The sequence below is a fragment of the Amphibacillus sediminis NBRC 103570 genome, assembly GCF_001552275.1.
Lineage (GTDB): Bacteria > Bacillota > Bacilli > Bacillales > Amphibacillaceae > Amphibacillus_B > Amphibacillus_B sediminis.
The window spans coordinates 1-24,880 of sequence record NZ_BCQW01000018.1 but is presented as its reverse complement, the minus strand read 5'-3'; the positions used below and the strand labels follow the sequence as shown (position 1 = coordinate 24,880).

The window sequence follows — 24,880 nt, the reverse complement described above, 5'->3', positions numbered from 1 at the left end:
TAGCCTATGAAAAATCGCTTAAAAAAGTTTGACTATGGCTTAATTATAGCTATTCTCGCTATGGCAATTTTTGGATTGGTTATGATTTACAGTGCCAGCTACACATTAGGGACTTTGAGATATGATAATGGGAGTTACTTTTTTACAAGACAACTGATTTATTTACTAATCGGGGTGCTAATCTTTATTATTGTATCGTTTGTCTCATTAAAAACACTGGGGCAATTAAGTCCAATCCTAATCCTATTGTCAATCGTATTGTTAGTTGCAGTGTTATTTCCGCAAATAGGTGTGTTGCGAAATGAGGCACGTCGTTGGATCGCAATTGGTCCAATGGTCTTTCAACCGTCTGAAATTGTTAAAGTATTTATGATCATATACTTTTCCTATATCTATGCCAAAAAACAACCCTATATTGATCAATTTAAAAAAGGGGTACTTCCTCCCCTCCTTATTCTTGGTGCTGTGTTTTTGTTAATCTTAAAGCAACCTGATTTAGGAACAGCTACACATATTCTATTAATTTGTGGATTAATTGTTGTTTTTAGTGGGGTTCGCTTTCATCATATTTTGTTATTGGCATCAATTGGAATTGGGGGTATTGCTTTTTTTGCTGTGTCACAGCCTTACCGTCTTGAACGATTAACAACTTTTTTAAGTACATTTGATGACCCGAGTGGGGATGGTTATCAATTAATTAATTCCTATATATCGATTGCGACAGGAGGTCTAACTGGTAACGGACTAGGTAACGGTGTCCAGAAGCTAGGGTATTTGCCAGAAGCGCATACCGACTTTATCATGGCGGTCGTTGTTGAAGAACTAGGACTTCTCGGTGTTATTTTTGTAATTTGTGGTTACCTCTTTATTTTATATCGTGGTATTCAAATCTCAAAAGAAGTTGAGTCCGTTTATTTAAAGCTTCTAGCTTTAGGGGTGACCTTTCAAATCACGATCCAAGCTGTTTTTAATCTTGGTGCAGTGAGTGGATTACTCCCTATTACGGGGATACCACTACCGCTAATCAGCTATGGGGGAACATCACTCGTGTTTACCCTCCTATCACTTGGCATCTTAGTTAACGTCTCTGGTCGTCGTCCAATCACATATACAAATACAAAGGCATAGCAGCGTCAAATTGACGCTGCTATGCCTTTGTTCTGCTAGTTATTTGATTTATAAAGGACTACTACAGCTAATTAAGAAGCTTTGCTCCACGATATCTCCCTCTAGCTTTTTTGAGGGAGATTATTAGGATTCACTACTCAGTAGTGTAGCTGTCCACCATTTCTTGCAGTTCCTGATTTAGTCTTGTAAGTGCTTCAGCTGAGTTTGCAATTTCGGACATTACTCGTAACTGTTCATCAAGTGATGCCGTAATTTCTTCAACTGATGCCGCGGTCTGTTCTGATACACTTGATGCACTTTCTACCGCTTCACTTATATCTTGATTATGGTTAGTGACCTCAGTTACTTCTCTTTTTATCTCGTCAAGTGAGCTGACACTTTCTTTAATCGATAACGAGAGCTGCCCAAATTTACTTTGTGTCCGAATAACATCTGAGCTTAGTTCTTCTGCTATCTTCATGGTTCCTTCTACAGCTCCAACAGTGGATGCTGTCTCGTTGACGATAGATGAAACCACATTTTGGACTTGATGTGTTGCTTGCTTCGACTGTTCTGCTAACTTACGAATTTCTTCTGCTACTACTGAGAATCCTTTGCCGTGTTCGCCAGCACGTGCAGCTTCAATACTCGCATTTAAGGCTAATAAATTTGTTTCTTCTGCAATACTTTCAATTGTTTCCATTACTGCTGTGATTTCCTGTACTTTATTATTTAACGCTTTAATGTCTTGGCTAATTTTTTGAGATGCCTTGAGTGACTCTGCATTAGAATGTTGCAAGCGTTCAATGATTTCACTTCCTTCATTAGAGTAACTTGCAGTACTTTTGGTTATTTCCTCCATTTTATCACTTTGGCGATGCATGGCTGCAATAGCACTGGTTAATTGTTCAACCCGTTCATTAATATTCTCCAAATCAGTGGCTTGCGCTTGTGTTCCAGCTGCAATCTCATTAATAGCATGTCCCACTTCTTGACTACTTGCTGAACTTTCTTCTGAAACAGCTGATAAATCGGTGGCAGATTGCAGTAAATGTTGACTGGATGCCTTTATCTTCACAATCATGTCATGAAGCTGACTTGACATTCGATTAAATGCATCAGCTAACTGTCCAATCTCATCAGAAGGTGTGCTTAATTCTGTTTGGCTAATATGACCATCAGCTATGTTAGTCGCTACTTGTGCGACCTCTTTAAGTAAAGCGATCCGTTTTTTCACTAAAATATAAAAGAGAACTGAACTTAAAGCAACAATAACCCCAGTAAGAGTAAAGATTGCCGTTTGTAATATTCCTAAATCTTCATAGAATTCATCTTGGAAAACTGCAATTCCAATCGCCCAATCCCACGGCTCAAAATATTGCATATAAGCCACCTTATCCCGAAAGGAACCATCAGTTTGACGATCCGAATAAAGGACATACTGATCATCCAGAGTGTCTGCATGAGCTGCCTCTACCATCATTTCTCGGTTAGTTTGAGTATGATCATTATCAGGTGCATTCCCTAGCCTAGTTGGATGAAGCTGTAACACATAATCTTGATCAAAGACGAGTAAATATCCCTCTTCTTTATATGAGAACTGTGATTCAAGAAATTGGTATGTCCCATCTTCACCAAGTGGTCCATTTAAAATATATCGTGCTTGCTCTTGGGCCTCATTGAGTGTTAAATCTCCTGACTCTACTTCATTGTGTAACAATTCAAGCACAGCCATTGAGCCATCGACAATACTTTTTAAATCACTTTTACCCGCTTCTAATAGCTGCTGTCTTGCAATAAAGTAACCGGCACCCCCTACTACTGCTCCAGTAAACAAAATTAGTATAGTTACGATAAGAATTAATTTTGTAGAAATTGAATTGAAGATGTTCTTCTTTTTCAATATTTCTCCCCCCCTTTACTACTTATATCGACAAAATCATACAAGCATTAGAGTAAAAGAGACAGAGTTATTACTTTTTAACTAAAAATATATGTTCAGGGATCGCTAAATTAGAAGTAAACTGGTCGAGGCGATGGTTGGAGCATCGGAGCGTATGCTTTTAGATACGTGAAAAGCGGCCAACATTGAGATGTGATACTTTGAATTGCCTCTAAAAAAGATGCTATAATGTAACAAAAACAAAGACACAATTAACGTGGGGGAAAGGTTTATAATGAAAGTAATAGAAGCAAAGACAGAGCAACAAATTAAAACAGCTCTATCCATACGTGATCAAGTTTTTATTGATGAACAGGGTGTCTCACCAGAGATTGAACACGATCACTATGATCAAACTGCCTTACATATCGTTGGTTATCTTGATCAGAAGGCCATCGCTGTCGCAAGGGTATGCTTTATTGACCAAAATAAAGGAAAAATTCAGCGCGTTGCTATTTTGAAGCCATATCGTGGTCAGGGTTACGGCAAGCAATTAATGCTTGCAATAGAATCGATTATTGGTTCTCACCAAGGAGTAGTAGCGACTTTACATGCTCAGACACAGGCACAAGCCTTCTATCAATCTCTTGGCTATGAAGCTGTATCGGAACCTTTTTATGAGGCAAACATTGAGCATATTAAAATGGAGAAATTATTGAAATAACGTATATTTTCCTCCTTTTCAGTCGAAGCTGTTTTACTGATAGGGGGGAAACTCTATGCATTTTGGTTCAATTTTTGTTGAAACATTATTTGGGTTTATTGTACTGTTTATTATGACAAAACTTTTAGGTAAAACCCAAATTCGTCAATTAACGGCTTTTGATTTCATTTCTGCACTTGTTTTAGGTGAATTAGTCGGCAACGCTCTTTATGATGATCAGGTTGGTATTACCCATATTGGTTTTGCTGTTATATTATGGGGGGGCCTTTTGTATTTAACAGAATGGTTAAGCCAAAAATATAAGGGAACACGCGCTCTTATTGAAGGGATGCCTTCCATTGTTATCCACAAAGGAGAACTTCAACGAGAGGAAATGAAAAAAAACAGGTTAGACATTAACCAATTACTTCATATGTTAAGATTAAAAGATGTATTCTCTATTCAAGAAGTTGATTATGCAATTCTAGAAACTGATGGTACAGTATCTGTTTTAAAGAAAACAGATGAACAACAACCAACAAGACGTGACTTAAATTTATCACCGAAAGAGGTTGTCCTACCGATAACTTTAATTAATGATGGAGAGATTATATACGATAATTTAGCTGAAATCAATCGTGATCAAGATTGGTTAAATCAGCAACTAAACAGTCAAAATATCTCTAGTTACAAACAAATATTTTATGCGGAGTATATAGAAAATGAGCCACTTTACATTCAAACAATGTAAGTGGCTTTTTTTTAAACCTAAAGACTAACAAGCACTTCTCCACTGACTCTAAAATCAAATGGTGTGGCGTCCAGACTTAATCGCAGTGTAACTGGTTGGGGCTGCGATTACTCGTCCCATCGAAGGGCTTTTGTAAGACTCCCACTTCAAGAAATAAGGGAACACGTCATTTCTAAGTGGGAGAGCCGCCCGATTGGTTCAACTAACGTTCAGTGGGGGATGGAAAAAAAACCCCCACTGAACAAGTTTAACTTTATCGAGCTTGGATCGTTTATTTCTGCTGAAAGTCTCTGCCATCCGCCGGAGGCTTTAACTTAATTCAGCCGGAGTTGCCCCTCTACTGAATGGAATTCATCTCCACTTATAGAAATGGGCGATTTCTGCTAAATGAGGTTAAATTGAACAGTCAATCTGTTCACCTATACCAGTAATTTGGGCGTATAGCTTAGTATTTTCCCCTAGTCTTTGCTTTGCTGATTTAGCACTTAGACCAAGCTTTTTTTCCAATTGCCGATGCTGATGCAGTGTCTGATGATGTAATTTCACATTTATGTTTTGAACAGACTTGATGGGATAAATACGTTCAATAGGTCTACGATTATGATCTTGCTCATACTGAAGCAATCGAGTTTGGACACTTTGGGCCTGATAATTTTCAATTGGTAGAAGATATCCCATTTTGAGTCCTCCTTTATTTATCTATACCCGTTTGCTCTGTAGCCTATGCATCCAAATCCCAACCTTGAAAAGCATCAGCAAATTGGCGCATTTCTTGCTCAATTATATCTATATAGGGAACCACCTTCTGCTCGGGCCGTCTAAAATAATGCTCATATTTAACTAAGTTCTTTTCAATTATTGCTAGATTTTTTATAATTCGCATGTGATCCATGTTGATCACACTTATAACCAGGAGAAAGGACGTCGACGTTCTGGTTGAGGGGCATCTTCTTCTTTAGCGTCTTCTGCTTCTTGCTTAGGCTCTTCTGAGTCTGGAGCATCGGCGGGCTCAGGTGCTGGCGGACGACGTCCAAAGATTGGATCAAACGGGCGTCCTTCTGGGCGTCCCTCTCTTCCCGTTGGCTCAAAATGAACATGCTCAGCTTGAATAATTAAATCATTTACTTTAATTACTTTCTTCTCCTCTGCCATCTTAAATATCACTCCTTTATTTACGAGAATGAAGTCGCTATTAGTCTATGATCATTTACCCAAAAGGTGCGTGTGGAAAGAATTTTTATTGGAAGCCCACACAGCTATTGGATTCCGACATAATCTATAAGTGACAATAAGGTCAAACATTAATTGAAAGGAGTAAAATACTATGTCTTGTGGGGAAAAATTTAAATCAGGTAATTGCGTTTCTGATATTTTACGTGAAATAGAGGATGCCCAAAACAACCTCGACGATTGTGACTGTGATACTAGCTGTGAACGGTCAATTAGAGATTTACTCGGCAAAACATCTCCAGCTACTGACTTAGATACAGTTCCAATTATTCTCTATTGTAAGGACTGTAAACCATTTAAGGCTTTTGGGGCACGCACTAATCGTATTGGCGACGTATTCGGCAGCTTCTTTTTCAGAGTAAAGTGCATTGACAAAGACAATTGTGCAATTTTAGAGCTACTACGTGATCCAAGCGATCAAAAAGATGATCCTAAATCACCTGTAGATCAAGATACAAAACGATTAAGAGGAACAGGCGTCTGTGTTACAGTAAGTGTAGATTGCTTCTGCCATATCACATGCTTACCAGCTATCAACGCGTTAAGCTAATTCGCAAAAACGACTCCAACTTAAACGTGGAGTCGTTTTTTTACTTATCTCAAATGAGATTATCGGTCAAACCCGGTTAATTTGATTTCCTCGATCGTATCAAGCATGAATTTTCTTATTCTTGGCACTGTATTCGCTTCTAAGGTGACCTGATTATCCTCAAATTTGATAATTTTACCCTGGTGCTTCTCTCCAGCTACGATGAGTTGGCAGGTTAACTTAGGTAAAAACCTCGATGATCGACTTAAGTATTCCACTTTTTCTAGCTGTGACATATCTTCAAATTTTCTATTTTTTTCTTGGGTATTATCAGCTACTGCACTCTCACTATCTGCGTTTAATTCGGTGTCTTCCTCATTTGTCTGAATATCGTTTTTGCTCGTCTCAACTTCTGCTTCTATCCGATCTGTTTTAGGAAAATCTCGCAACGTGCGTCTCGGTTTGGAACGTTTAGCTTTTGGTTTGGGCTGTGGCTTTGTCTTCTGTTCAGAGGAATGGTACTCCTGTTGCATTTTAGCTTGAGGTGCTTTAATATCTGGTTGATTAATGTACATAATAGGTCTTGATCGCATATCATACGCCTCCTTCATACTTAATATATGTTTATGTAAAAGGAGATGTGCCTAATTTTCTAGCGATATAACCCTTGAGTTATTTAGTAGATTGATAAACAGAAGGACGGTTTGGTCGAAGAAATTCATTTTAGAACCGAAGGGGCAGTAAATAATCAACGAAGCCATTAGAGCAACCTGATCCCTAGTACATTTTGCTTGTGTTTAAGAATCTCTGATCCTATCATACGGACTCAAGAGCTCAAAGAATATCACGCTCTTCCTTTCTGCATAATCAAAAAAGGAGGGACTAGATATTGTTTTTTCCTAGCTCAATAAATAAAGTAAAACTTCGTTCAGTGGGGGGGCAACGCACAGGGTGTGCTCGTGCAGACGTTGCGACACGACGTGCGAACTTAGTCAGCTTCCTCTCTCCCCTACTGAACGTTAGTTGAACCAATCGGGCCGTTACTGGCTGTTGGACCTCCCACTTAGACATGACGCGTTACCTTATTTCTTGTAGTGGGAGGCTTACAAAAGCCATTCGATGGGGCGAGTAATCGCAGCCCCAGCCAGTTACACTGCGCTAAATTCCTTCAGAAAATCTTTGGCATCCGCCGGGAGCTTTAGCTTGATTCAGCCAGGGATTGTATCCACACTGAATGGGAAACAAGTAGGCATTTATCTCACCACTTGTGGCAGACTTCTGCTGAATGAAGTTAAATTAATCCTAAAATGCTGTAACCAGAATCAACATGAATAATTTCACCGGTTACTCCACTTGATAGATCACTTAATAAATAGTAAGCAGTTGAACCGATATCCTCTTGCGTCACTGTTCGGCGTAATGGGGCATTTTCTTCAATGTCTTTTAAGATTGAATTAAAATCACCTACCCCTTTTGCTGACAAGGTACGAATTGGACCAGCTGAGATGGCGTTAACACGAATATTTCTTTTACCTAAGTCATTGGCTAAGTACTTCATACTCGCATCTAAGCTAGCTTTAGCAACGCCCATGACATTGTAGTTGGGAACTACTCGTTCACCACCTAAATAGGTCAAGGTGATGATACTGCCGCCTTCAGTCATAAGCTTCTCAGCCTCTCGTGTAACGGCCACTAAAGAGTAAGCACTGATATTTTGCGCAAGCAAATAACCATCACGCGAGGTCTCAATAAATTCACCTCTTAGTTCTTCTTTGTTTGCAAAAGCAATACAGTGTGCCACACCATGAATAGTGCCGACATCTGCTTGAATAGTAGCAAATGTTTCGGTGATGGCTTGGTCACTCGTTACATCACATTGATAAAATAAAGCTTTTTGACCTTCTAGTGTTGCCGCAAGCTCTTTTACTGGTTTAGCAAAACGTTCATTTGCATAAGTGAAAATCAACTGTGCTCCTACTTCGTGTAAGGCTTTGGCAATACCCCAGGCAAGACTTCTTTTATTAGCAACTCCCATGATAACATAGCGTTTACCTTCTAATGAGAAATTCACAATTATAGCCTCCAATAATGTTATGACTTGTTATTAGTACCTGATACTATATTAGCTTATTTTTATCCAAAATACAACTTAATTTTTGGCTTGACTTCTCTCCGAAGCTTACCAATTAACAAAATGCTAGCACCTTGCTGTTGACGAGTTTAAAACAAGCTTTTTTCCTTTTGATAACCTATCAAACAAAATATCGCTTCTTATAACAAAAATCGCATAAAGGCTGTTGCCATACCAAAGTAGATTGTTACAGAAATAATATCATTTATCGTTGTAATAAAAGGTCCTGATGCCACTGCCGGATCAATTTTAAAATGATTCATGATTAATGGAACAAGTGCACCGGAGATGGTTGCAACAAATAAAGTAGCCGTAATAGAAAGACCGACAAGAAAACCAAGGAATAATGTCCCCTGCCAAATATAAATAATCCCCCATATCACAAGTCCACAGGTCATGCCGGTAATTAGACCTGTCGTAGCTTCACGCATGATGATTTTCACAATGCCTTGCTTTTGAAATTCTCCAGTTGCAATCCCGCGAACAGCAACAGCCAAGGCTTGAGTTCCAGTATTCCCTGCCATCCCTGCAATTAAAGGAATAAAAATGGCTAGTAAAGCGACTTGATCAAGTGTTTCTTCAAAGCGTGCAATTATACTAGCTGTAAATAAGCCCAGAAATAATAAAATAATAAGCCAGGGTAAACGCTTTTTAGCTGCTAGTATAGGATTATTATCAACGGAGTCAACATCAACACCTGCTAGCTTTGAATAATCATCACTTGCCTCTTCCTCCATAACGTCCATAATATCATCGACAGTTATAATTCCAAGTAAATGATTCTGAAAATCAACCACGGGTAAGGCCAGAAAGTCATAATCTCTTACCATCTGAGCAACATCTGCTTGATCATCCCCAACAGAAACCGAAACCACTCGATCACTCATTACGTCTTCAATGGTAAATGCCCCCTCAGCAATAATTAAATCACGTAAGGAAATAACACCGACAAGTCTTTGGTCTTGATCTACCACATAAATGTAATAAATCGTCTCAGCTTCTGGTGCCTCTTTACGTAAATGACGCATCGCTTCCTTTACCGTCATATCTGAAGCGACAACGACAAATTCTGTTGTCATAATACTACCAGCTGTTTTTTCCTCGTAATGCAGTAAAGCTTTGATCTCTTCTGCTGATTCTTTTGGCATTATTGTCAAATAGCTAGCTACTTTATTCTTATCTAAATCATTTAAAATATCGACAGCATCATCTGTTGCCATCTTCGCTAAAACCTGTGCAGCATATGTAGGAGTCATTTCGACAATAAAATGACCAACCTGTTCTTTTTCAACATGTTCAATAACATCTGCCATTTCTTCAGGAGCCAGATAACTATAAATTAAATATCTAAATTCTTGATTTTGTGTTTGATAAAATTCCGCTTGATCATACGGATGCATCTCCAAGAAGTCTGACCTAAACAGATCAATCTGTTCTTCATGTAAAGCTTGTTCAATCTTTTCTCTTATATGAGCCTGTACTTCGTTCTCTCGTTTATCCATCGACCATCAACCCTTCAGCTTAAGCTAAAACCATTTTAGCACCATTATAATCAATTGCAAACATCCTTCTTTAAAGCTATACCCAATTTAATCAATCACTACACGAACATGCATGACAGAGGCTTTCTATGTTAAACTAACACTAAAACAATAAAGGAGATTTCACATGAAGGTAGATGTAATCGGTGATGTACATGGTTGCTACGATGAATTAAAAGCATTGCTCTCTAAGCTTGGTTATCAAAAAGTAAAGAATCGTTACGTGCATCCTGATCATCGTAGACTTGTTTTTGTCGGTGATATTACAGATCGAGGTCCAGACTCCATATCGACGATAAAGCTTGTCCACCAATTAGTGCTGATCGATCAGATTGCTGATTATGTCCCCGGCAATCATTGTAATAAATTATATCGTTATTTCCTGGGGAATAATGTCCAAATTCGCCACGGCTTGGAAACAACTGTCGAAGAATATCTTAATTTATCGAGTCAACAAAAAAAGCTAGTTAAAGCTAATTTTGTTCAATTATATGAACAGGCACCATTGTATTTAAAGCTCAAGTCACTTAATGCTATTATTGCTCATGCGGGAATTAAGGCTGAGTTGATAGGATTGAATAACAAAAAAGTTCAATCATTTGTTTTATATGGTGACACAACAGGCGAGACCCATGCTGATGGTCGACCGATACGACGTGACTGGGCCAAAAGCTATCGTGGTGATTTTTGGATTATTTACGGACATACTCCTGTGCTAGAGCCACGATTGATTAACAAAACCATTAACATTGATTTAGGCTGTGTCTTTGGAAACAAATTAGCCGCGTTTCAGCTACCTGAACAAACGATCCAGTTTGTCGATTCGAGCCAGCCCTTTCAGCCTGAAAAATTCACATCATTTACCTCATGACTATGCATAACAATCGTATTGCCTACGAGCAAGAGGGCATGAACCAACGATGATGGTAAATAACAAAAAGTTAGCACCCTTTAATCTAGTGAGTGTAGACTAAGGGTGCCAAATCATCAGGCCAGCTCGAATGGAAGGATAGATATTGTTTAGTTATGGGGTGTTGAAACGCTAATGACACACAATGTAAGGCCTGTCGCTTTACTTTGTCAGTCTGTCCGCCATACAAATCATCGCCAGCTAACGGATGGCCAATATGGGCAAAGTGCACTCGAATTTGGTGAGTTCGACCTGTTTCTAATCGGATAGCCAACCAAGTATGACCATTAACCTGCTTGAGCGTTCGGTAATGTGTTATAGCTGGTTTTCCATCCCTGGCTACTGTTCGTTCGATAATCGATCCTTGCTTGCGCGCAATCGGTTCGGAAATCGTCCCACTCTCACTCGTTAAAATACCTTCAACGACAGCCTGGTAGCGTCGATCAATCTTGTTATTCTGTAATAAGCTATGACAGAAGCGTTGCTTAGCTACTAACATTAATCCAGAAGTATCTCTGTCTAAACGCGTGACAATATGGACGGTGTAATCTAAACCTTTTTGATCATAGTAAGCAATTAAAGCATTTGCAACTGTTTTATCTTCATGTCGAGCAGAGGGTACGGTGGTCATACCGGCTGTTTTGTTGATGACAAGTAAAAAATCATCCTCATAAACAATATCTAAGGGGATTAAAACAGGCTTAAGTCTCGGTGCTCGTACTTCTTTTGGAAATAGAACCTCAACGGTATCACCTTTTTTAAGCTTTGTTCTTACATTAACATTTTCCCCATTAACCAAAAGCTTTCCTCCATCAAACTTCAGTACTTTAATCATATTTCGTGAAAAACCAATATTTTGTTTTAAATAATCACGTAGTAATAGTCCAGCTTCATTCTCTGTTATTTGCCATTTCACAGGGTAAAACACCTTTCTCTACAAACTGATCAACGTTGATCAGAGATAAATGAGTCATGTACTCTCTTCCAAAATGGAAAAGGTCTGAAGCGAGCAAAACGGATCCGCTCTTCAGCAACGCTATATTCAATCGTACTGATATGATCAACACTTTTCGTTACATGGTCAATAGTGATAAGGAAGCTTTGACTTTGGTCAACTGGTTTGAACTGACAGACATGATGACTAGGTAAGATCAACGGTGAACCAATCGTTCGATACACTCGATTATTTATTGATGACATCTCCGTTATTTGCATTGTCGATAAAGATGGATGGATAATCGCCCCTCCGAGTGCCTTGTTATAAGCCGTACTTCCAGATGGCGTAGAGACACATAGACCATCTCCTCGAAAACGTTCAAAGTGTTCACCTTTAATAATCACATCAAGAACTACAGAACCTTCTACTTTCTTTATTGTTGCTTCATTTAATGCTAAATACCTTTCGGGCTTTGCTTCATTTTTGCGGTAAATCTTCATTTCTAAAAGTGGGTATTCAACAATTTTATATTCTTTTTTAGCAATTTCAATAACAAGCTTTTCTATTTCTTCAGGTAACCAATCAGCGTAAAACCCTAAATGACCAGTATGTACACCAATAAAGGCTGTATTTTTTAGACGGTGAAAATAGTGATGTACAGCATGCAAAAAAGTACCATCACCGCCGACAGAAATAACAAGATCTGGCTGATCAAGGTCAACCTCTAAATCAAAATCAGATAAATATTGCTCAATAATGGCTTTAATCATATCTGACTTGTGATCACCCTTTGACGTTATAGCAAATTTCATAGCGACTCACTCCCCCTTACGATGCTGCTGACTCTTTAATTGGTGGAAAATCCATTGTGCTTCCTGAACCTCATCTTTTATCTTAGCCATTTCTCCATCTAAGCGAAAGGCAGCCTCAGCTGCTTTTTTTAACCTTGCTTGAATAGCATCAGGGATTTCCCCACTATATTTATAATTTAGTGAATGTTCATTAGTGGCCCAAAAGTTCATCGCTAAGGTTCGGATTTGTATTTCAGCGATTAATTGCTTATAGCCATGAATGGTAGCAACAGGATGGCGAATGATAACATGATAAGAACGATAGCCGCTTTCTTTTTTATTTCGTATATAATCTTTTTCCTCAATTACCTCAAAGTCATGTCTTGATCGCAATAGTTCCGCTATTGTATAAATATCATCAACGAACTGACAAAGCACCCTTACTCCCGCTATATCTTGGATCTTCTCTTCAATATCTTCGGCAGCAATCTGCTTACGCTTTGCTTTGTCAAGAATGCTAGATACTGGTTTAACTCTGCCAGCTACCGATTCAATCGGTGAATGCTTGGACTCAATTTCATATTGTAATTGCATACCCCTGAGCTTTACAATCAACTCCTCCACTACTTGTCTATATGGAGCCAAAAAAGTTTTCCAATTTGGGTTATCGGCCATGCTGACACCATCCTTTATCTTCACTCGCTACAAATATTGTAATGAGTCTAAACCTATATAAGCAACTGTTCTCGACTTTTCATTCTAATATCGACTATACTAAAAATTAGCGATAAAATAAAGGAGTGGACGTGGTTTGAATCAAGAAATTGAAATCGAATGCAAAAACCTATTAACGGAAATCGAATACCAACGCCTATTGGATTACTTTGAACTAACAAATCTTGAGCCTACTCTCCAAATTAATCATTACTTTGAAACACCAGACTTTGCCTTAAAACAAAAAGGATCAGCTTTGCGGATTAGAGCGAAGCAAAATCACTATACTCTAACATTAAAACAACCCTTTCAAGATGGATTATTGGAAACACATGATTCGTTGTTAGAAAATCAGGTTCGACTTTGGTTAAATAACAAACCTATCTTCACCCCCCATGTTGGTATTCAATTGGAAAAAATAGGCATTAAACTAAATCAGCTTAAATATGGTGGTGCTCTTGAAACCGCTCGTATTGAGGTCTATTATCATGAATCACTTGTCGTATTAGATAAGAGTCGCTATAATGGAACCGTTGACTATGAACTTGAAGTCGAGTCTGACCAAAGAAGCAAAGCTGAATCCACAATGGATCATTTGATCGAACGACTTGCATTAACTAGGAAAGAAACTCCAAATAAAATTGAACGTTTCTATCGAACCCTTGATTTATAGTAAATGAATAGGGAAATAGCTGATTTGGGTAGTCAGCTTTAAGAATGGCAAATGGTCGCTCATTCAGATTTATCGAGCAAAAGATCAAATATGTTGACCAATATCAAATGCACCTTGGCAGATTTGTACCGAGATTTTCTCGAGCTTTCTCGATAATTTCTGCTGAAAATCTGTGGCATCTGCCGAAGGCTTTAACTTTATTCAGCGAGGGGTTAAACCCCTACTAAATAATATTCATCTCACCACTTATACTAAGTAGGAGACTTCTGCTGAATGAAGTTAAAGCGGTACCTTTGGGAATTTTCTCCTACTCGAGACTTATTAGTTGCCGAAATGTAGTAGTCATTGATACAATAGGTGCAACAATAAGCAGCTGAGATGCAACGATCAACTATGAACTTAGAAAGGAGAATCGATGTGAGCTTTAAACAAACTGGGCCATCTATAGAACCACATGCACAAACGAAGGCGCAGTATAGCTACTTTGATCTTCTAACGAAACCAATTGAAATTTATCTTTTCCTTGATCCACTCTGTCCAGAGTCATGGTCATTGGATCCTGTCATAAAGAAATTACAACTAGAATACGGTCGATTTTTTTCGATTAGACCGATTTTATGCACAAAGCAAAATCAGTATGCCAAAGGTAAGTCAAAAGACTTAAATCGACAATGGGAAAAAACAGCCACGCTTACTGGTATGTGCTGTGATCGTAATCCATGGTTTGCCAACCCCATTACCTATCCAGCTAATGTATCGATAGCAATTAAGGCTGCTGAACTACAAGGTATCAAGGCAGGACGCCGTTATTTGCGTAAAATACAAGAAAATCTTTTCTTATATAAGACTGATATCTCTCAAGATGATCAACTCATTCGAGTTGCCGCTGAAACAGAGCTTGATTTAGACGAATTTAAACGTGACTTACATTCCAATTCAGCTAAAAAAGCACTCCAATGTGATTTCAAGCTTGCTAAAGAAATGGAAGTCGATCAGTCGCCTTCATTGGTCTTTTTTAATGAGTCCGAAGAAGATGAAGGTTTGAAGTTAAGCGGAGCATACGGCTACGATATTTATGTCAAAGTGCTTAAGCAACTTTTACAAAAAGAGGTTGCACCTATTGATAAACCAAAACTCGAAGATTTTATTAAACATTTTCGTTCTGGCACTACCCATGAAATAGCTATTATATATGATTGGTCTCCTGAGGTAGCCTGCAATGAAATGAAAAAATTGCAACTCAAACAACTAGTCAAATGTGTACCGGTTAAACATGGTATGTTTTGGCACTGTAACTGTAACAATGAAACTGACGATTAGATAGTCGTGTACGAAAGACTTGGTGTGAGAATGGGACAAAACGCCACTTGACTAAGCCATTTGCACAACATCCAAAGTTAAGAACCAAATAAGTGAGCGGAGTAAGGATTATATAGCTTTTCTTTTGTCCCATTCTCTCATTCACGTTTTTTGGACTTCATGCTTTTACTGAACTTGAACCTCAGCTTCACTGACAAGCTCTCCTCTTTACAGATTACTTCGGCTTTACAAATAAGTTCCCTCTTTTAACTTAGCTTTATCCCATTTATTTTTCAGGGTAAAAATAGCTGAGTTTTATTTTTTCCACTAGATTTGACTAAAAACCTCTTGCATTAGCTAAAACTGCATAAAAAAAAGAGTGTACAAAATGTACACTCTACACCATGACGTTCACCGTCATGGGGGGATGGGAGAAAGTTTCAGATCAAACAAAGGGGTTTTGTTTGTTAAACATCTCACAAAGAAAATATAGCAATTTTTCTACACTATTGCAAGACTTTCACCATTAATTCACAAAAATGTCATACTTCTATTCCAAAACTTGTTCACATAAGATAGTATTGAAAACAAATAAGAAGGTGACTGCGATGAAAAAATTATGCCAGAGCATTGCGATCATTTTATTATTAATTGTAGCTTGGGCGGTTAACTTATTTGGCCTTATGCGGCTTATTCCCCTTTTTATCACCCTACCATTGCTTTTCATTACAATCTATTTCACCTTAACTGTTCTATTCTATCGCCAAATGTTTCGTGGATTTAAGTAAAAAGACCAGAGAGGCTCGCGTTCTGGTCTTTTTATGTGACTAAAGCTCTTTCCACAGAGCTTCCATCTCATTTAATTTCTCTTCAAATACATCTAAAGCTTGTAATATTGGTGTCTTCTCTGTCATATCTACACCAGCTTTTTTCAATACTTCTATCGGATAATCACTACTTCCAGCTTTTAAGAAACCAAAATATCTTTCAAGCGCAGATTTATCGTTTGATAATATTTGGGCAGCTAATGTTTGAGCAGCAGCATAGCCTGTAGCGTATTGATAAACATAATAATTATAATAAAAGTGTGGAATTCGTGCCCATTCAAGACCTATTTCTTCATCTTGTACAACACCATCGCCGAAGTACTTTTTATTTAATTGATAATATTCTTGGGTCAGCTTTTCCGATGTCAAAGCTTCGTTACTTTGATCAAGTACATGAATCAAGTGTTCAAATTCAGCAAACATGGTTTGTCGGAATACTGTACCTCGGAAACCATCAAGAAAATGATTAAGTAGATAAAGCTTTTCTTTTGGATCATTGGTTGTGTTAACCAAATATTCATTTAGCAAGGCTTCATTGCAGGTTGATGCGACTTCAGCAACGAAAATTGAATAATTACCATATCGATATGGCTGATGTTCACGTGTGTAATAGCTATGCAATGAATGGCCAAATTCATGTGCGAGTGTAAAGACATTATTTAAGTTGTCTTGCCAATTCATCAAAATATATGGATTTGTCCCATATGCTCCAGAAGAATAGGCACCACTTCTTTTCCCTTTATTTTCTTCGACATCGACCCAGCGTTGACTAAAGCCTTCTTGTAAACGTGCAATATACTCCTCTCCTAATGGGGCTAGTCCTTTTAGTAAATGTTCTTTCGCTTCATCATAGGTGAATTTCATTTCTACTTGATTAATTAAAGGCGTATACATATCGTACATATGTAACTCATCCAACCCGAGCATTTCTCTACGTAATTTCACATACCGATGTAAAAGATCGATTCGATCGTTAACAGCTTCTACAAGATTTTGATAAACACTCTCAGGAATATTATTATTATTTAATGCTGCCTGACGAGCAGATTGATAATGACGAACTTTAGCAAAAAAATTATCCCTTTTAACCTGACCTGAAAGAGTCGAAGCAAACGTATTAATATACTTACGATAAGTATTATACATGGCTTCAAATGCTTCACGACGAACAGATTGTTTAGTAGCCTCCATAAAATTGCTATAACGGCCATGGGTGAGCTCAACTTGATTCCCTTGTTCGTCTGTTATCGTCGGAAAAGTTAGATCTGCGTTATTTAAACTACCAAAGATCTGTGAAGGACTGCTAAAAATCTCACTTGCTTGAGCTAAGAGAGCTTCTTCTTGCTTAGTTAATATATGCTCTCTTTGTCTTGTTATTTCATTAAGCGCATGATCATAAGCCTTTAATTCCGGCTTTTCTTCTAGGAACTGGGCTAATTGCTCAGGTTCAATTTCAAGAATTTCTGGAACAATAAAGCTCATTGCATTAGCCGCTTGTGCATATAAACTCTGAGCTTTAGCATTTAATCCTTGATAAAATGCATTGGTTGTATCTTGGTCATAACGCATATGCGCGTAAGTGTAGAGCTTACCGATCCGTTCTGAAATTTTATCCTCAAGTACAAGCAATTGATACAGGGTTTCAGCTGATTTCGATAACTCTCCTTGGAAATCTGCAAAAGACTCTAACTCTTTAACTACAGCTTGTCTTTCCTGCTCCCAAAGCTCATCGTCAGCAAAAATATCCTCTAGCCGCCATGTTCTTTCCTCTGGAATTTGATCTCTCTTTTGTAAAGTATTTGTTTCCTGTGTCAATGTATTGTCCTCCTCATTAATAATTCCTTAACTAATTTCTACATTCGTTTAAAAAAATCCTGTTCAACGTACATGTTTTATTATTATAACCGATTTTACTCAAGAGATGTTTTAATCTGGATTAGAGGTCAAGTTTTTTTAATAAATACTGATCTTTCTTTAATGCTATCGGAAGTGTTTGATAGGTTTGGATCGGATAAAGAACTCGATAAAAGTCTTTTGTTATTTTTACAATTTGCTTCACTTTAAGGAAATAGTTCAAATAACATTTAATCGGGTCAATATCCTGGAAGACTAAAGGTTGTTGAGGGATTGTTTTTACATATGGAGCGATAAATTGCTTAAGCTGAGGATAATAAAATGTCTGTTGGCCATTTAAAAAACCATAGCAAAGTATAGTTTGCCAATGCCAGATCGGGACACGCATTTTCCATTGCCCTTGTACCGGTAAGCCAACCCAGCTTGATAAGAGACTTGGATGTAGTGAATGCTGATATAGCCATTTGTGGAAAGCTTTTTCACTTTTCGACAGTCGTGGAGATCGTGGACTTGTCCGAAATGAACGCTTGAGATAAAGCCATTCTGAAGGAATAAAAGGCGGTTTGCTTTTCCCTAATAATTCTAGCAATGAACTATTTCTCAACTCAAGAAAAGTTAAATGTCCATAGCTTTTATGATCTCCAATTAAAGCGATTGCTGAATAATGTGCAAATTGTTTAGCAACTGGACAATAGTAAGTGAGCCAAGCTGAATGATCATCAGGATATTGATTTAAGCACGCTTGTGCCATCATATTTAATCTTAAGCCTTGACCACTAAAGCGGGTGATCTGGTTACCTCCCAAGATCCACAGCGGATTTACCTTGATTGATTGAAATCCTAATGTTCGCTTTATTAGTATATCTGGGCTAATATTAGCGCACTGAAATTCAATGACATACTGCTTTTGATTGATAGAAAAGGAGAGATCAGCACGTTGCTTAATATCTTTAAAATAAGTCTCTAGTTTAGCCTGGTAGCCTTGATTAGTTAACCACTGAAACAAATCTAATTTTCCTTGCTGATGGTAAGGACCTTCTCCAGTCATGCTTGAGAAACAACGGCTATCACGTTTATGGGCAAAATGAGCAACTTGCTTTGCTCCCGCTCTAATCAAAACCGGTTCATAACAAATCGGACAATAAAAAGATTCTGTATCTTTAAGTTTGGTAATTTCTGCTTTAGATCTTAATGCGATGAGACATGTCTTACCTTCTGAATTGATAGCTTGTAACATTCTTCACCTTCCCATCTTTTATATGGTGGCCCTTCCTAAAATGACAATCAAATGCACCTTGGCGTATATGCACTCAGATTTGATCGAGCTTCACTTGGAAAATCCCCTCTTAAAAGCTGAGACATCCCGCCGGAGGCTTTAGCTTGATTCAGCAAGAGTTTTTATCTCACAGAATGAAATAGAGATAGGCATTCATCTCATCCACTTTAGAAGTGGGAAAACTTCGCCTGAATGAAGTTAAATTTAAAAAAGCGAACCCTCCTTATCAATCATCGTCTACTTAAACAGAAATGCGCCAGATAGCTTTCACCTATTTTTGTCAATTGAGTAACATATGATAAGATACAATACTATTAATTAAATTCAAGCTCTATCACTCAAATCCTGCTAAAATATATTGAAACAGCAAAGCAAACTTTCTCAGAAAATATCCATTCTAATTTTAACTTTTATACTTATATTTACGGAATATAAGTGTGCTTTCATCCGATTTTTGAAAATAGTACCATCATCCTTCATTTTAGTATTCGAATACTCGATAAAATAGCTGGAATATTGATGAACGAATTCTTATGCTCTTATTCCCTTCCTAAATCTTGACCAATTTTAGATCAAAAAAATAACGTAAGCGGGAAATAATAAACCGCATTCTATTATAACGGAACTACCTCTATACTTGAATTTAACAAGTAACAGGAGGTAGTTTTTTTCATGAAGGAAAACCCGATTGTTCCCGTAACGATCCCAGCACCATCTTCCTCTGCACCTGTAAATCCAGTAATGGAAGTTTCTTATCATTCTATACAGCTAACGATTTTGGAAGGTTGTCAGGAATCGTTGGCAACAGCCTTGATAAAGGAGATGTATCGCCATGCTCGTTGACTTCTCCCAGATGAAAAATTGTTATTTAGTCTGTGGCTATACGGATCTTCGTAAAGGCATTGACGGTCTGACTTCAATAATCACCAGTAAATTCCAATTGGATCTTTTAGACGAATCTGTTTTCTTATTCTGCGGGAGAAGAACCGATCGATTTAAAGCGCTCTGGTTTGATGGAGAAGGTTTTTATTTACTGTATAAGCGATATGATCAGGGAAGGTTAACTTGGCCACGTTCGCAAACCGACGTAGAAAAACTGACACCGAAACAAATGGAGTGGCTATTTGATGGTTTTTCCATCTATCAAAAACAAAAAATTCAACCTGCCAAATTAGGTGTCCTCACTTAATCATGGAGGAGAGCAATCGATTTTTAAATTTTTCTTCCCTTTTTGATAAAGTGTGGTACGATAAAAGAAATTGTTTGGACACAGGGGATGAATACGTTGACAGAACTAAGTGGTATACGGCTTTTTGGTTTCATATCGATCACTTCAACTAAGATCTGCCGCTACAACATCCACCGATGCCTCCTTAAAGGATGAATTATTCATTAACTGTATGCGAATTGTTTAGTTAAATCGATAATGATCATCTTCTGCTCGTTCAACAACAATTCATGTTTTCTCTTTCCGTTTAAGAGCTCCTTTGACACCATCCTGACTACCGTCTGCTCATAAGTATTTAGTACTGGCCTGATCTCGTTCATCTTTGAGAAAAAAGCATAATCACTTCCAAATTTATCGACAATCACGGTAGGATTCATTGAATCATTGTGCTAGAAAATCTGTTAGGAATGGAATATGACCAAATCGATTTTTTAATGTGAAATAGGTTTCTTTTAATAGTTTTTCTGTTGCAGCTTACTCTTATTAATCGATTTGAAAATTTGCTTCTTGGCTTCCGTCACGCCAAAGAACAAATGGCCTTCCAGCATATCAATGCCGACCAAGGGATATTCTTGATCTGCTTGATAAACGTGATAGTCGCACCATCAAGGATCACTTTTTCACGTATTATAGCTTGGCAGACCGCCAAAACGTTGAAACTGTGATCATTGATATGAATGCCGGTATTCCAATGTCATCAGAGAGATGTCCCCACAAACTGAGACCATTATTGATCGCTTTCATCTAACCGAATTATCCAATACGGAATACCGTTATTATCCCTTGTTTGCCAGCGTTTAGCGACACATCTGGGCAAGGATTTGCTTGATTATTCATCCGAATTAAAATCCAATTATGAGCTGTATCAACATATTTTATAAACCTTCCACTAGCCTGATCACAACGCGTTTAGTACGATCTTAGCTACACCTTGTTCATCCGAGATTTCAACCTATCTAGAGACCAAAGACCCTGCGTAAGCATTCGGAAGAGCTTCCGCTATCCCTACAACAATGGGCGAAATTTAGGGATTCAATACTAAAATTAAGGTTTTATGGCTACAGAAGTTTTCGGAACTATCGTTATCGCATTATTTTAAATTAAAAGCCATTGAACCAAATCCAACACAATCGAGTAGAGGGAAAAGTTAAACACTTTTCGCCCCTCTCACACCACCGTACATACGGTTCCGTATACGGCGGTTCCATTTATATTTCAGTGTGTACGTTTAGATAACGATCTAAGGCAAAGGGAATACCTCTTTGCCTTAGTCTTTTAATAGACAAAGCTCGATGAATAACCTTCGACATTCCTATAAACCGAAGACCTCTCCTACAGTAAGTTAAGCCTTTGGCTTCTTCTTTTGGTATGCCCAGTTTTACGAGAGATTGTATTCTCTTTTTGTTGCTCTTCCACTGTTTCCAGATAATCACTCTTATCCTAGAGCGTAACTTCTTGTCTACCGAACCTAAGACCTTCTTCATCTTTGCTATTCGAAAATAGTTAACCCAGCCATAAATAACCTGCTTTAATTTGATGATTCTGTCACTTAAAGAAATACTCCAGTTCCCTTCGTTAATCGACGTAAGTTTCTTTGAAACTTTTGAATGGAGGCTTTACTAGGTCTTGGTTGAAATTTCTGCTTATGTGCGTCATAGTAGAATCCAAACCCTAGAAAAGTTGTTCTTGTAGGGCGTGATATGTTACTTTTCTCGATATTTACCTTTAGTCCAAGTTTCTTCTCGATAAACGTTGTAATGGAAGTAAGCACTCGATTGCTGCTTTCTCACTCTTAAAGAAGATAAGTCTATCGTCTGCGTATCTTACGAAACGCAATCCTCTTCCTTCCAGTTCCTGGTCTAACTCATTCAACATAATATTGCTTAGAAGAGTACTAAGGTTACCTCCTTGTGGTGTTCCAATCGGTGTATCTTCATAGTTTCCCTGAATCATGACACCACTTACGAGGTATTTTCGTATCAATGACATGACATCTCCATCTTTGGTATGGGAAATGATTCGCACCAATTTGTCATGATGAACGGTATCGAAAAACCTTTCCAAGTCAATGTCAACCACCCATTCATACCCATCATTGAGATATTCCAACGCCTTCGTAATTGCCATTTCACAACTTCTTCTTGGTCTGAATCCATAGCTGTAATCACTGAATTGCTTTTCAAATATAGGACTTAGTACTTGATTAATGGCTTGTTGAATAACTCTATCCACCACGGTAGGAATACCCAGCTTGCGCGTTTTTCCATTTTCTTTTGGAATCTCTACTCGTAACGCTGGTGCTGGTTGGTAGTTCCTCTTTCGGATTTTGGCACATAGTTCATCCTTGTGTTTCCTTAGATGATTCTTCAGTTCTTCTACGCTCACCCCATCTACCCCGCTTGCACCCTTATTGCGGTATACACGCTTATAAGCTTGGTTCATATTTTGGTACTTAGGATTTCTTCTAAAAGTTTCACACTCGTTTCTTCATTTCCTTTCATGTGACGAAAAGACACTTCGTTTTGAATTATCCTCTGAGATACGCTCATACTTTCCTCATTAATACATTCTGAAGTTTATCTTTCGTGCAGTCATGGCGTAGAAACACTATAAATGATTCTGCCCTTCATGATTTCATCACTACTATGGCGTCGGCTGACTTCTCACGATAAACCTTTTCCGACCAGCTTTCTTTTTAGGGGACTCCTCAGCTGTTCGTGAGATCTCCCAGGGTAAGACAACTATCTTTCCTCTTTTACTCGTCTGATTTACTTCATAGGGTTACGCACATCTTTCGGACTTTGACTTGTTTAGGAGCCTTATCCACCTACAAAGCCTTCGTATCAGATTTCTGTTCGTCGAGCCAAGATTTTGATACACGCTTCCTTCAGCCTTTACCTCACGATAAATACCTTGCGCTTCTCTAGTGGTTGGTTGATGTGTACCCTCACAATGGACTTTCACCATCTAGGTAGTTGCCATGCCTGGCGCACTAATAAAAACAAACACTCAAGCCGCCTGAACGCACTTGAATGTTTGTGAAAAAACTGAATAAAATTGTCGGTAAAAGTTCTCACCTACGCTATTTAACAAAGACCAAAATTAGGCTACCACACACCGATAGAGTTTGATGATATAACAGCCTAGGAAGAAATTAATTATTGTATTAAGTGGCTAGGTAAGACTTTTTTGTTGTGTTCTTTTAATGATTTAGTATTGAAATAAATTACATATTTATACATTTAGATCATCTACTTACATTAACTGTTAAAAACAAATTATATGACCCCCCCATTCCCTCAGGTTTCAAAGTCGCCTCCGTATAACCTCTTGGCCCTGTGTACAAATCAGTACTATGTGGAACATACGTTACATAATCCCAGCCAGTGTTGTAGCTAAAAGAATTTGAGGTTGGTCTTTTCCTTATTGTTTTTGAAAATAGCCCTCTGCCATCGTTTACTGATGCTACTCTGTTACTAACTTTCATATAGCTTTGCTGTGGTTCCCATTTACCACTGAATTTAGTTATCTTGATTTCTGATTTTTTATCCCTTAAAAAATAAGTTATATCTAAAGAAGCTTTAACATATCCTTCCGTTTTGCTTCCACCCACCGAATCCATTGGTCTAAAATGAAACTGCGGAATTGCTACATCTACTTCATAACTTTCTGTAATTGTACCATCTTCATTCTCTTTAATTGTAGTAAGTTCTGTTATTGTAGTAGCATCCTCCAGCTGATTAGTATGGTTATTTGTAAGCAATGAATTCACTTCAAGTATTGGTCTTAGTTCAACAGAATTGGCCAAGGTTTGTGTCGGTTGGATTAAAAAGAGAGCAATAACTCCTAATAGAACTGGCAATATCTTCAGAAATTTCTTTTCCATTTTCAAGCCTCCATATTTTAATTTTTATTCAACTTTTTCTATCATATCAAGGATCTTTTTATCTACCAAAGATAGTTTTAATAATACTAGTAAGAAGCCTTTTCTTATAGGTTTAAGGTAGATACAATCCAAAAACGCATACTAGAATCCCCTATTATTAACTCCTTTCATAAATATTTGAGATTCATTATAAATGCTAACTTATAGATGTACATATTCGCTCACTTAAAAATGTACAACATTGATAGGTACATGCATACTTATTTTGAGGTGAGGAGTATGCATGTTCCAATAAATATTCAAACAGAGATCAAGGTAGAAAATCTATCGGACTTGCCAAAATATAAACGATTAATGGAGAGTCTAGGAATGAAAATTAATAAAAGTAAACTAGCTAGGGAACTGAATGTCGATCGTAGAACAGTCGATAAGTATCTAAATGGTTTTATTCCAAAGAAAACGAGAAATCGAGTTTCTAAGATTAATGATTATTATGGGGTTATTTCTCTACTCCTTTCGGAGAATTCTAAGCAGGTATTTTATTACAAACGAATTTTATGGCAGTATTTGAAGGATAATCATGGACTCGAATGTGGACAATCTAGTTTTAT

At 37.8% G+C, this 24,880-nt stretch carries 27 protein-coding genes and 2 pseudogenes; 12 read left to right on the top strand and 17 right to left on the bottom strand.

Annotated features, from left to right (window positions below; all coding sequences use genetic code 11):
- The first annotated feature begins 6 nt into the window (after window positions 1-6).
- Window positions 7-1,128 carry a putative lipid II flippase FtsW gene (ftsW, locus tag ASE01S_RS11075; protein WP_067842102.1) on the top strand — a complete coding sequence of 374 codons (1,122 nt, stop codon included), beginning with the start codon at window positions 7-9 and terminating at the stop codon, window positions 1,126-1,128.
- A 133-nt stretch (window positions 1,129-1,261) separates the two neighbouring features.
- On the opposite strand, the gene ASE01S_RS11070 is transcribed toward ftsW, so the two are convergent.
- Window positions 1,262-3,010: a methyl-accepting chemotaxis protein gene (locus ASE01S_RS11070; protein WP_067842100.1), complete on the bottom strand. Its 1,749-nt coding sequence runs from the start codon at window positions 3,008-3,010 to the stop codon at window positions 1,262-1,264.
- A 274-nt stretch (window positions 3,011-3,284) separates the two neighbouring features.
- Between ASE01S_RS11070 and ASE01S_RS11065 the strand changes: the two genes are divergently transcribed.
- Window positions 3,285-3,713 carry a GNAT family N-acetyltransferase gene (locus tag ASE01S_RS11065; protein ID WP_067842098.1) on the top strand — a complete coding sequence of 143 codons (429 nt, stop codon included), beginning with the start codon at window positions 3,285-3,287 and terminating at the stop codon, window positions 3,711-3,713.
- Between the two features lie 55 nt (window positions 3,714-3,768).
- Window positions 3,769-4,443: a DUF421 domain-containing protein gene (locus tag ASE01S_RS11060; protein WP_067842097.1), complete on the top strand. Its 675-nt coding sequence runs from the start codon at window positions 3,769-3,771 to the stop codon at window positions 4,441-4,443.
- 393 nt (window positions 4,444-4,836) lie between these two features.
- On the opposite strand, the gene ASE01S_RS11055 is transcribed toward ASE01S_RS11060, so the two are convergent.
- From ASE01S_RS11055 to ASE01S_RS11050, 3 genes are read right to left on the bottom strand one after another with little or no spacing between them, the layout of a single operon-like run.
- A complete protein-coding gene (locus ASE01S_RS11055; protein ID WP_067842095.1) occupies window positions 4,837-5,121 on the bottom strand; it encodes a hypothetical protein in 285 nt (94 codons plus the stop codon).
- Window positions 5,122-5,164: 43 nt separating this feature from the next.
- A complete protein-coding gene (locus ASE01S_RS15845; protein ID WP_157065203.1) occupies window positions 5,165-5,335 on the bottom strand; it encodes a hypothetical protein in 171 nt (56 codons plus the stop codon).
- 11 nt (window positions 5,336-5,346) lie between these two features.
- The gene (locus ASE01S_RS11050) at window positions 5,347-5,595 is read right to left on the bottom strand and encodes a hypothetical protein (RefSeq protein WP_067842093.1); all 249 of its coding nucleotides are present in this window, start codon (window positions 5,593-5,595) and stop codon (window positions 5,347-5,349) included.
- 172 nt (window positions 5,596-5,767) lie between these two features.
- Between ASE01S_RS11050 and ASE01S_RS11045 the strand changes: the two genes are divergently transcribed.
- Window positions 5,768-6,223: a CotY/CotZ family spore coat protein gene (locus ASE01S_RS11045; protein WP_067842091.1), complete on the top strand. Its 456-nt coding sequence runs from the start codon at window positions 5,768-5,770 to the stop codon at window positions 6,221-6,223.
- A 59-nt stretch (window positions 6,224-6,282) separates the two neighbouring features.
- Here the strand turns inward: ASE01S_RS11045 and ASE01S_RS11040 are convergent, their stop codons facing one another.
- From ASE01S_RS11040 to mgtE, 3 genes are all read right to left on the bottom strand, one after another.
- Window positions 6,283-6,795 carry a CotO family spore coat protein gene (locus tag ASE01S_RS11040; RefSeq protein ID WP_067842089.1) on the bottom strand — a complete coding sequence of 171 codons (513 nt, stop codon included), beginning with the start codon at window positions 6,793-6,795 and terminating at the stop codon, window positions 6,283-6,285.
- Window positions 6,796-7,493: 698 nt separating this feature from the next.
- Window positions 7,494-8,273, bottom strand: a complete 780-nt coding sequence (fabI, locus tag ASE01S_RS11035; RefSeq protein ID WP_083512116.1) for an enoyl-ACP reductase FabI — start codon at window positions 8,271-8,273, stop codon at window positions 7,494-7,496.
- A 200-nt stretch (window positions 8,274-8,473) separates the two neighbouring features.
- Window positions 8,474-9,835: a magnesium transporter gene (gene mgtE, locus ASE01S_RS11030; RefSeq protein WP_067842087.1), complete on the bottom strand. Its 1,362-nt coding sequence runs from the start codon at window positions 9,833-9,835 to the stop codon at window positions 8,474-8,476.
- Window positions 9,836-10,001: 166 nt separating this feature from the next.
- Here mgtE and prpE point away from each other — a divergent pair, with 166 nt between their 5' ends.
- Window positions 10,002-10,745, top strand: coding sequence for a bis(5'-nucleosyl)-tetraphosphatase PrpE (gene prpE / locus ASE01S_RS11025; RefSeq protein ID WP_067842084.1), 744 nt, complete (start codon window positions 10,002-10,004; stop codon window positions 10,743-10,745).
- An 85-nt stretch (window positions 10,746-10,830) separates the two neighbouring features.
- On the opposite strand, the gene ASE01S_RS11020 is transcribed toward prpE, so the two are convergent.
- The 3 genes from ASE01S_RS11020 to yjbM are packed head-to-tail and all read right to left on the bottom strand — an operon-like array spanning window position 10,831 to window position 13,187.
- A complete protein-coding gene (locus tag ASE01S_RS11020; RefSeq protein ID WP_067842083.1) occupies window positions 10,831-11,700 on the bottom strand; it encodes an RluA family pseudouridine synthase in 870 nt (289 codons plus the stop codon).
- A 29-nt stretch (window positions 11,701-11,729) separates the two neighbouring features.
- Window positions 11,730-12,533, bottom strand: a complete 804-nt coding sequence (locus tag ASE01S_RS11015) for an NAD kinase (RefSeq protein WP_067842080.1) — start codon at window positions 12,531-12,533, stop codon at window positions 11,730-11,732.
- A 6-nt stretch (window positions 12,534-12,539) separates the two neighbouring features.
- Window positions 12,540-13,187: a GTP diphosphokinase gene (gene yjbM / locus ASE01S_RS11010; protein WP_067842070.1), complete on the bottom strand. Its 648-nt coding sequence runs from the start codon at window positions 13,185-13,187 to the stop codon at window positions 12,540-12,542.
- 136 nt (window positions 13,188-13,323) lie between these two features.
- Here yjbM and ASE01S_RS11005 point away from each other — a divergent pair, with 136 nt between their 5' ends.
- From ASE01S_RS11005 to ASE01S_RS10995, 3 genes are all read left to right on the top strand, one after another.
- Window positions 13,324-13,899: a CYTH domain-containing protein gene (locus ASE01S_RS11005; protein ID WP_067842068.1), complete on the top strand. Its 576-nt coding sequence runs from the start codon at window positions 13,324-13,326 to the stop codon at window positions 13,897-13,899.
- 417 nt (window positions 13,900-14,316) lie between these two features.
- Entirely contained in the window at window positions 14,317-15,219 is a 903-nt protein-coding gene (locus tag ASE01S_RS11000; protein WP_067842066.1) for a ClpXP adapter SpxH family protein, read from the top strand.
- Window positions 15,220-15,806: 587 nt separating this feature from the next.
- Window positions 15,807-15,986 carry a hypothetical protein gene (locus tag ASE01S_RS10995; RefSeq protein WP_067842053.1) on the top strand — a complete coding sequence of 60 codons (180 nt, stop codon included), beginning with the start codon at window positions 15,807-15,809 and terminating at the stop codon, window positions 15,984-15,986.
- A gap of 39 nt (window positions 15,987-16,025) precedes the next feature.
- Here ASE01S_RS10995 and pepF read toward each other — a convergent pair whose 3' ends face one another.
- Both pepF and ASE01S_RS10985 read right to left on the bottom strand, forming a co-directional pair.
- Window positions 16,026-17,840 (bottom strand): oligoendopeptidase F, encoded by a 1,815-nt coding sequence (pepF, locus tag ASE01S_RS10990; RefSeq protein WP_067842050.1) that lies wholly within the window; start codon window positions 17,838-17,840, stop codon window positions 16,026-16,028.
- 121 nt (window positions 17,841-17,961) lie between these two features.
- Window positions 17,962-19,116 carry a competence protein CoiA gene (locus ASE01S_RS10985; protein ID WP_067842048.1) on the bottom strand — a complete coding sequence of 385 codons (1,155 nt, stop codon included), beginning with the start codon at window positions 19,114-19,116 and terminating at the stop codon, window positions 17,962-17,964.
- A 711-nt stretch (window positions 19,117-19,827) separates the two neighbouring features.
- Here ASE01S_RS10985 and ASE01S_RS15840 point away from each other — a divergent pair.
- Together ASE01S_RS15840 and tnpB are read left to right on the top strand one after the other, a co-directional pair.
- A complete protein-coding gene (locus ASE01S_RS15840) occupies window positions 19,828-19,998 on the top strand; it encodes a hypothetical protein (RefSeq protein ID WP_157065202.1) in 171 nt (56 codons plus the stop codon).
- Window positions 19,988-20,344 carry an IS66 family insertion sequence element accessory protein TnpB gene (gene tnpB / locus ASE01S_RS10980; RefSeq protein WP_067842043.1) on the top strand — a complete coding sequence of 119 codons (357 nt, stop codon included), beginning with the start codon at window positions 19,988-19,990 and terminating at the stop codon, window positions 20,342-20,344. Before ASE01S_RS15840 ends, tnpB begins: the two co-directional genes overlap by 11 nt.
- Before the next feature lie 203 nt (window positions 20,345-20,547).
- Here tnpB and ASE01S_RS16610 read toward each other — a convergent pair whose 3' ends face one another.
- Window positions 20,548-20,760: a DUF8090 domain-containing protein gene (locus ASE01S_RS16610; RefSeq protein WP_505592636.1), complete on the bottom strand. Its 213-nt coding sequence runs from the start codon at window positions 20,758-20,760 to the stop codon at window positions 20,548-20,550.
- Window positions 20,761-20,764: 4 nt separating this feature from the next.
- Window positions 20,765-20,833: pseudogene (locus ASE01S_RS16605) on the bottom strand (hypothetical protein); the annotation flags it as partial.
- Window positions 20,834-20,951: 118 nt separating this feature from the next.
- On the opposite strand from ASE01S_RS16605, the gene ASE01S_RS16525 reads away from it, so the two are divergent.
- Window positions 20,952-21,131 (top strand): hypothetical protein, encoded by a 180-nt coding sequence (locus ASE01S_RS16525; protein ID WP_157065205.1) that lies wholly within the window; start codon window positions 20,952-20,954, stop codon window positions 21,129-21,131.
- 460 nt (window positions 21,132-21,591) lie between these two features.
- On the opposite strand, the gene ASE01S_RS16520 is transcribed toward ASE01S_RS16525, so the two are convergent.
- The 3 genes from ASE01S_RS16520 to ASE01S_RS10970 all read right to left on the bottom strand — a co-directional run bounded on the left by ASE01S_RS16520 (window position 21,592) and on the right by ASE01S_RS10970 (window position 24,269).
- Window positions 21,592-21,942 (bottom strand): group II intron maturase-specific domain-containing protein, encoded by a 351-nt coding sequence (locus ASE01S_RS16520; RefSeq protein ID WP_245630365.1) that lies wholly within the window; start codon window positions 21,940-21,942, stop codon window positions 21,592-21,594.
- 166 nt (window positions 21,943-22,108) lie between these two features.
- Entirely contained in the window at window positions 22,109-22,825 is a 717-nt protein-coding gene (ltrA, locus tag ASE01S_RS16515; protein WP_245630364.1) for a group II intron reverse transcriptase/maturase, read from the bottom strand.
- A gap of 805 nt (window positions 22,826-23,630) precedes the next feature.
- The gene (locus ASE01S_RS10970) at window positions 23,631-24,269 is read right to left on the bottom strand and encodes a hypothetical protein (protein ID WP_067842040.1); all 639 of its coding nucleotides are present in this window, start codon (window positions 24,267-24,269) and stop codon (window positions 23,631-23,633) included.
- A gap of 279 nt (window positions 24,270-24,548) precedes the next feature.
- On the opposite strand from ASE01S_RS10970, the pseudogene ASE01S_RS10965 reads away from it, so the two are divergent.
- A pseudogene (locus tag ASE01S_RS10965) lies at window positions 24,549-24,880 on the top strand (IS21 family transposase); the annotation flags it as partial.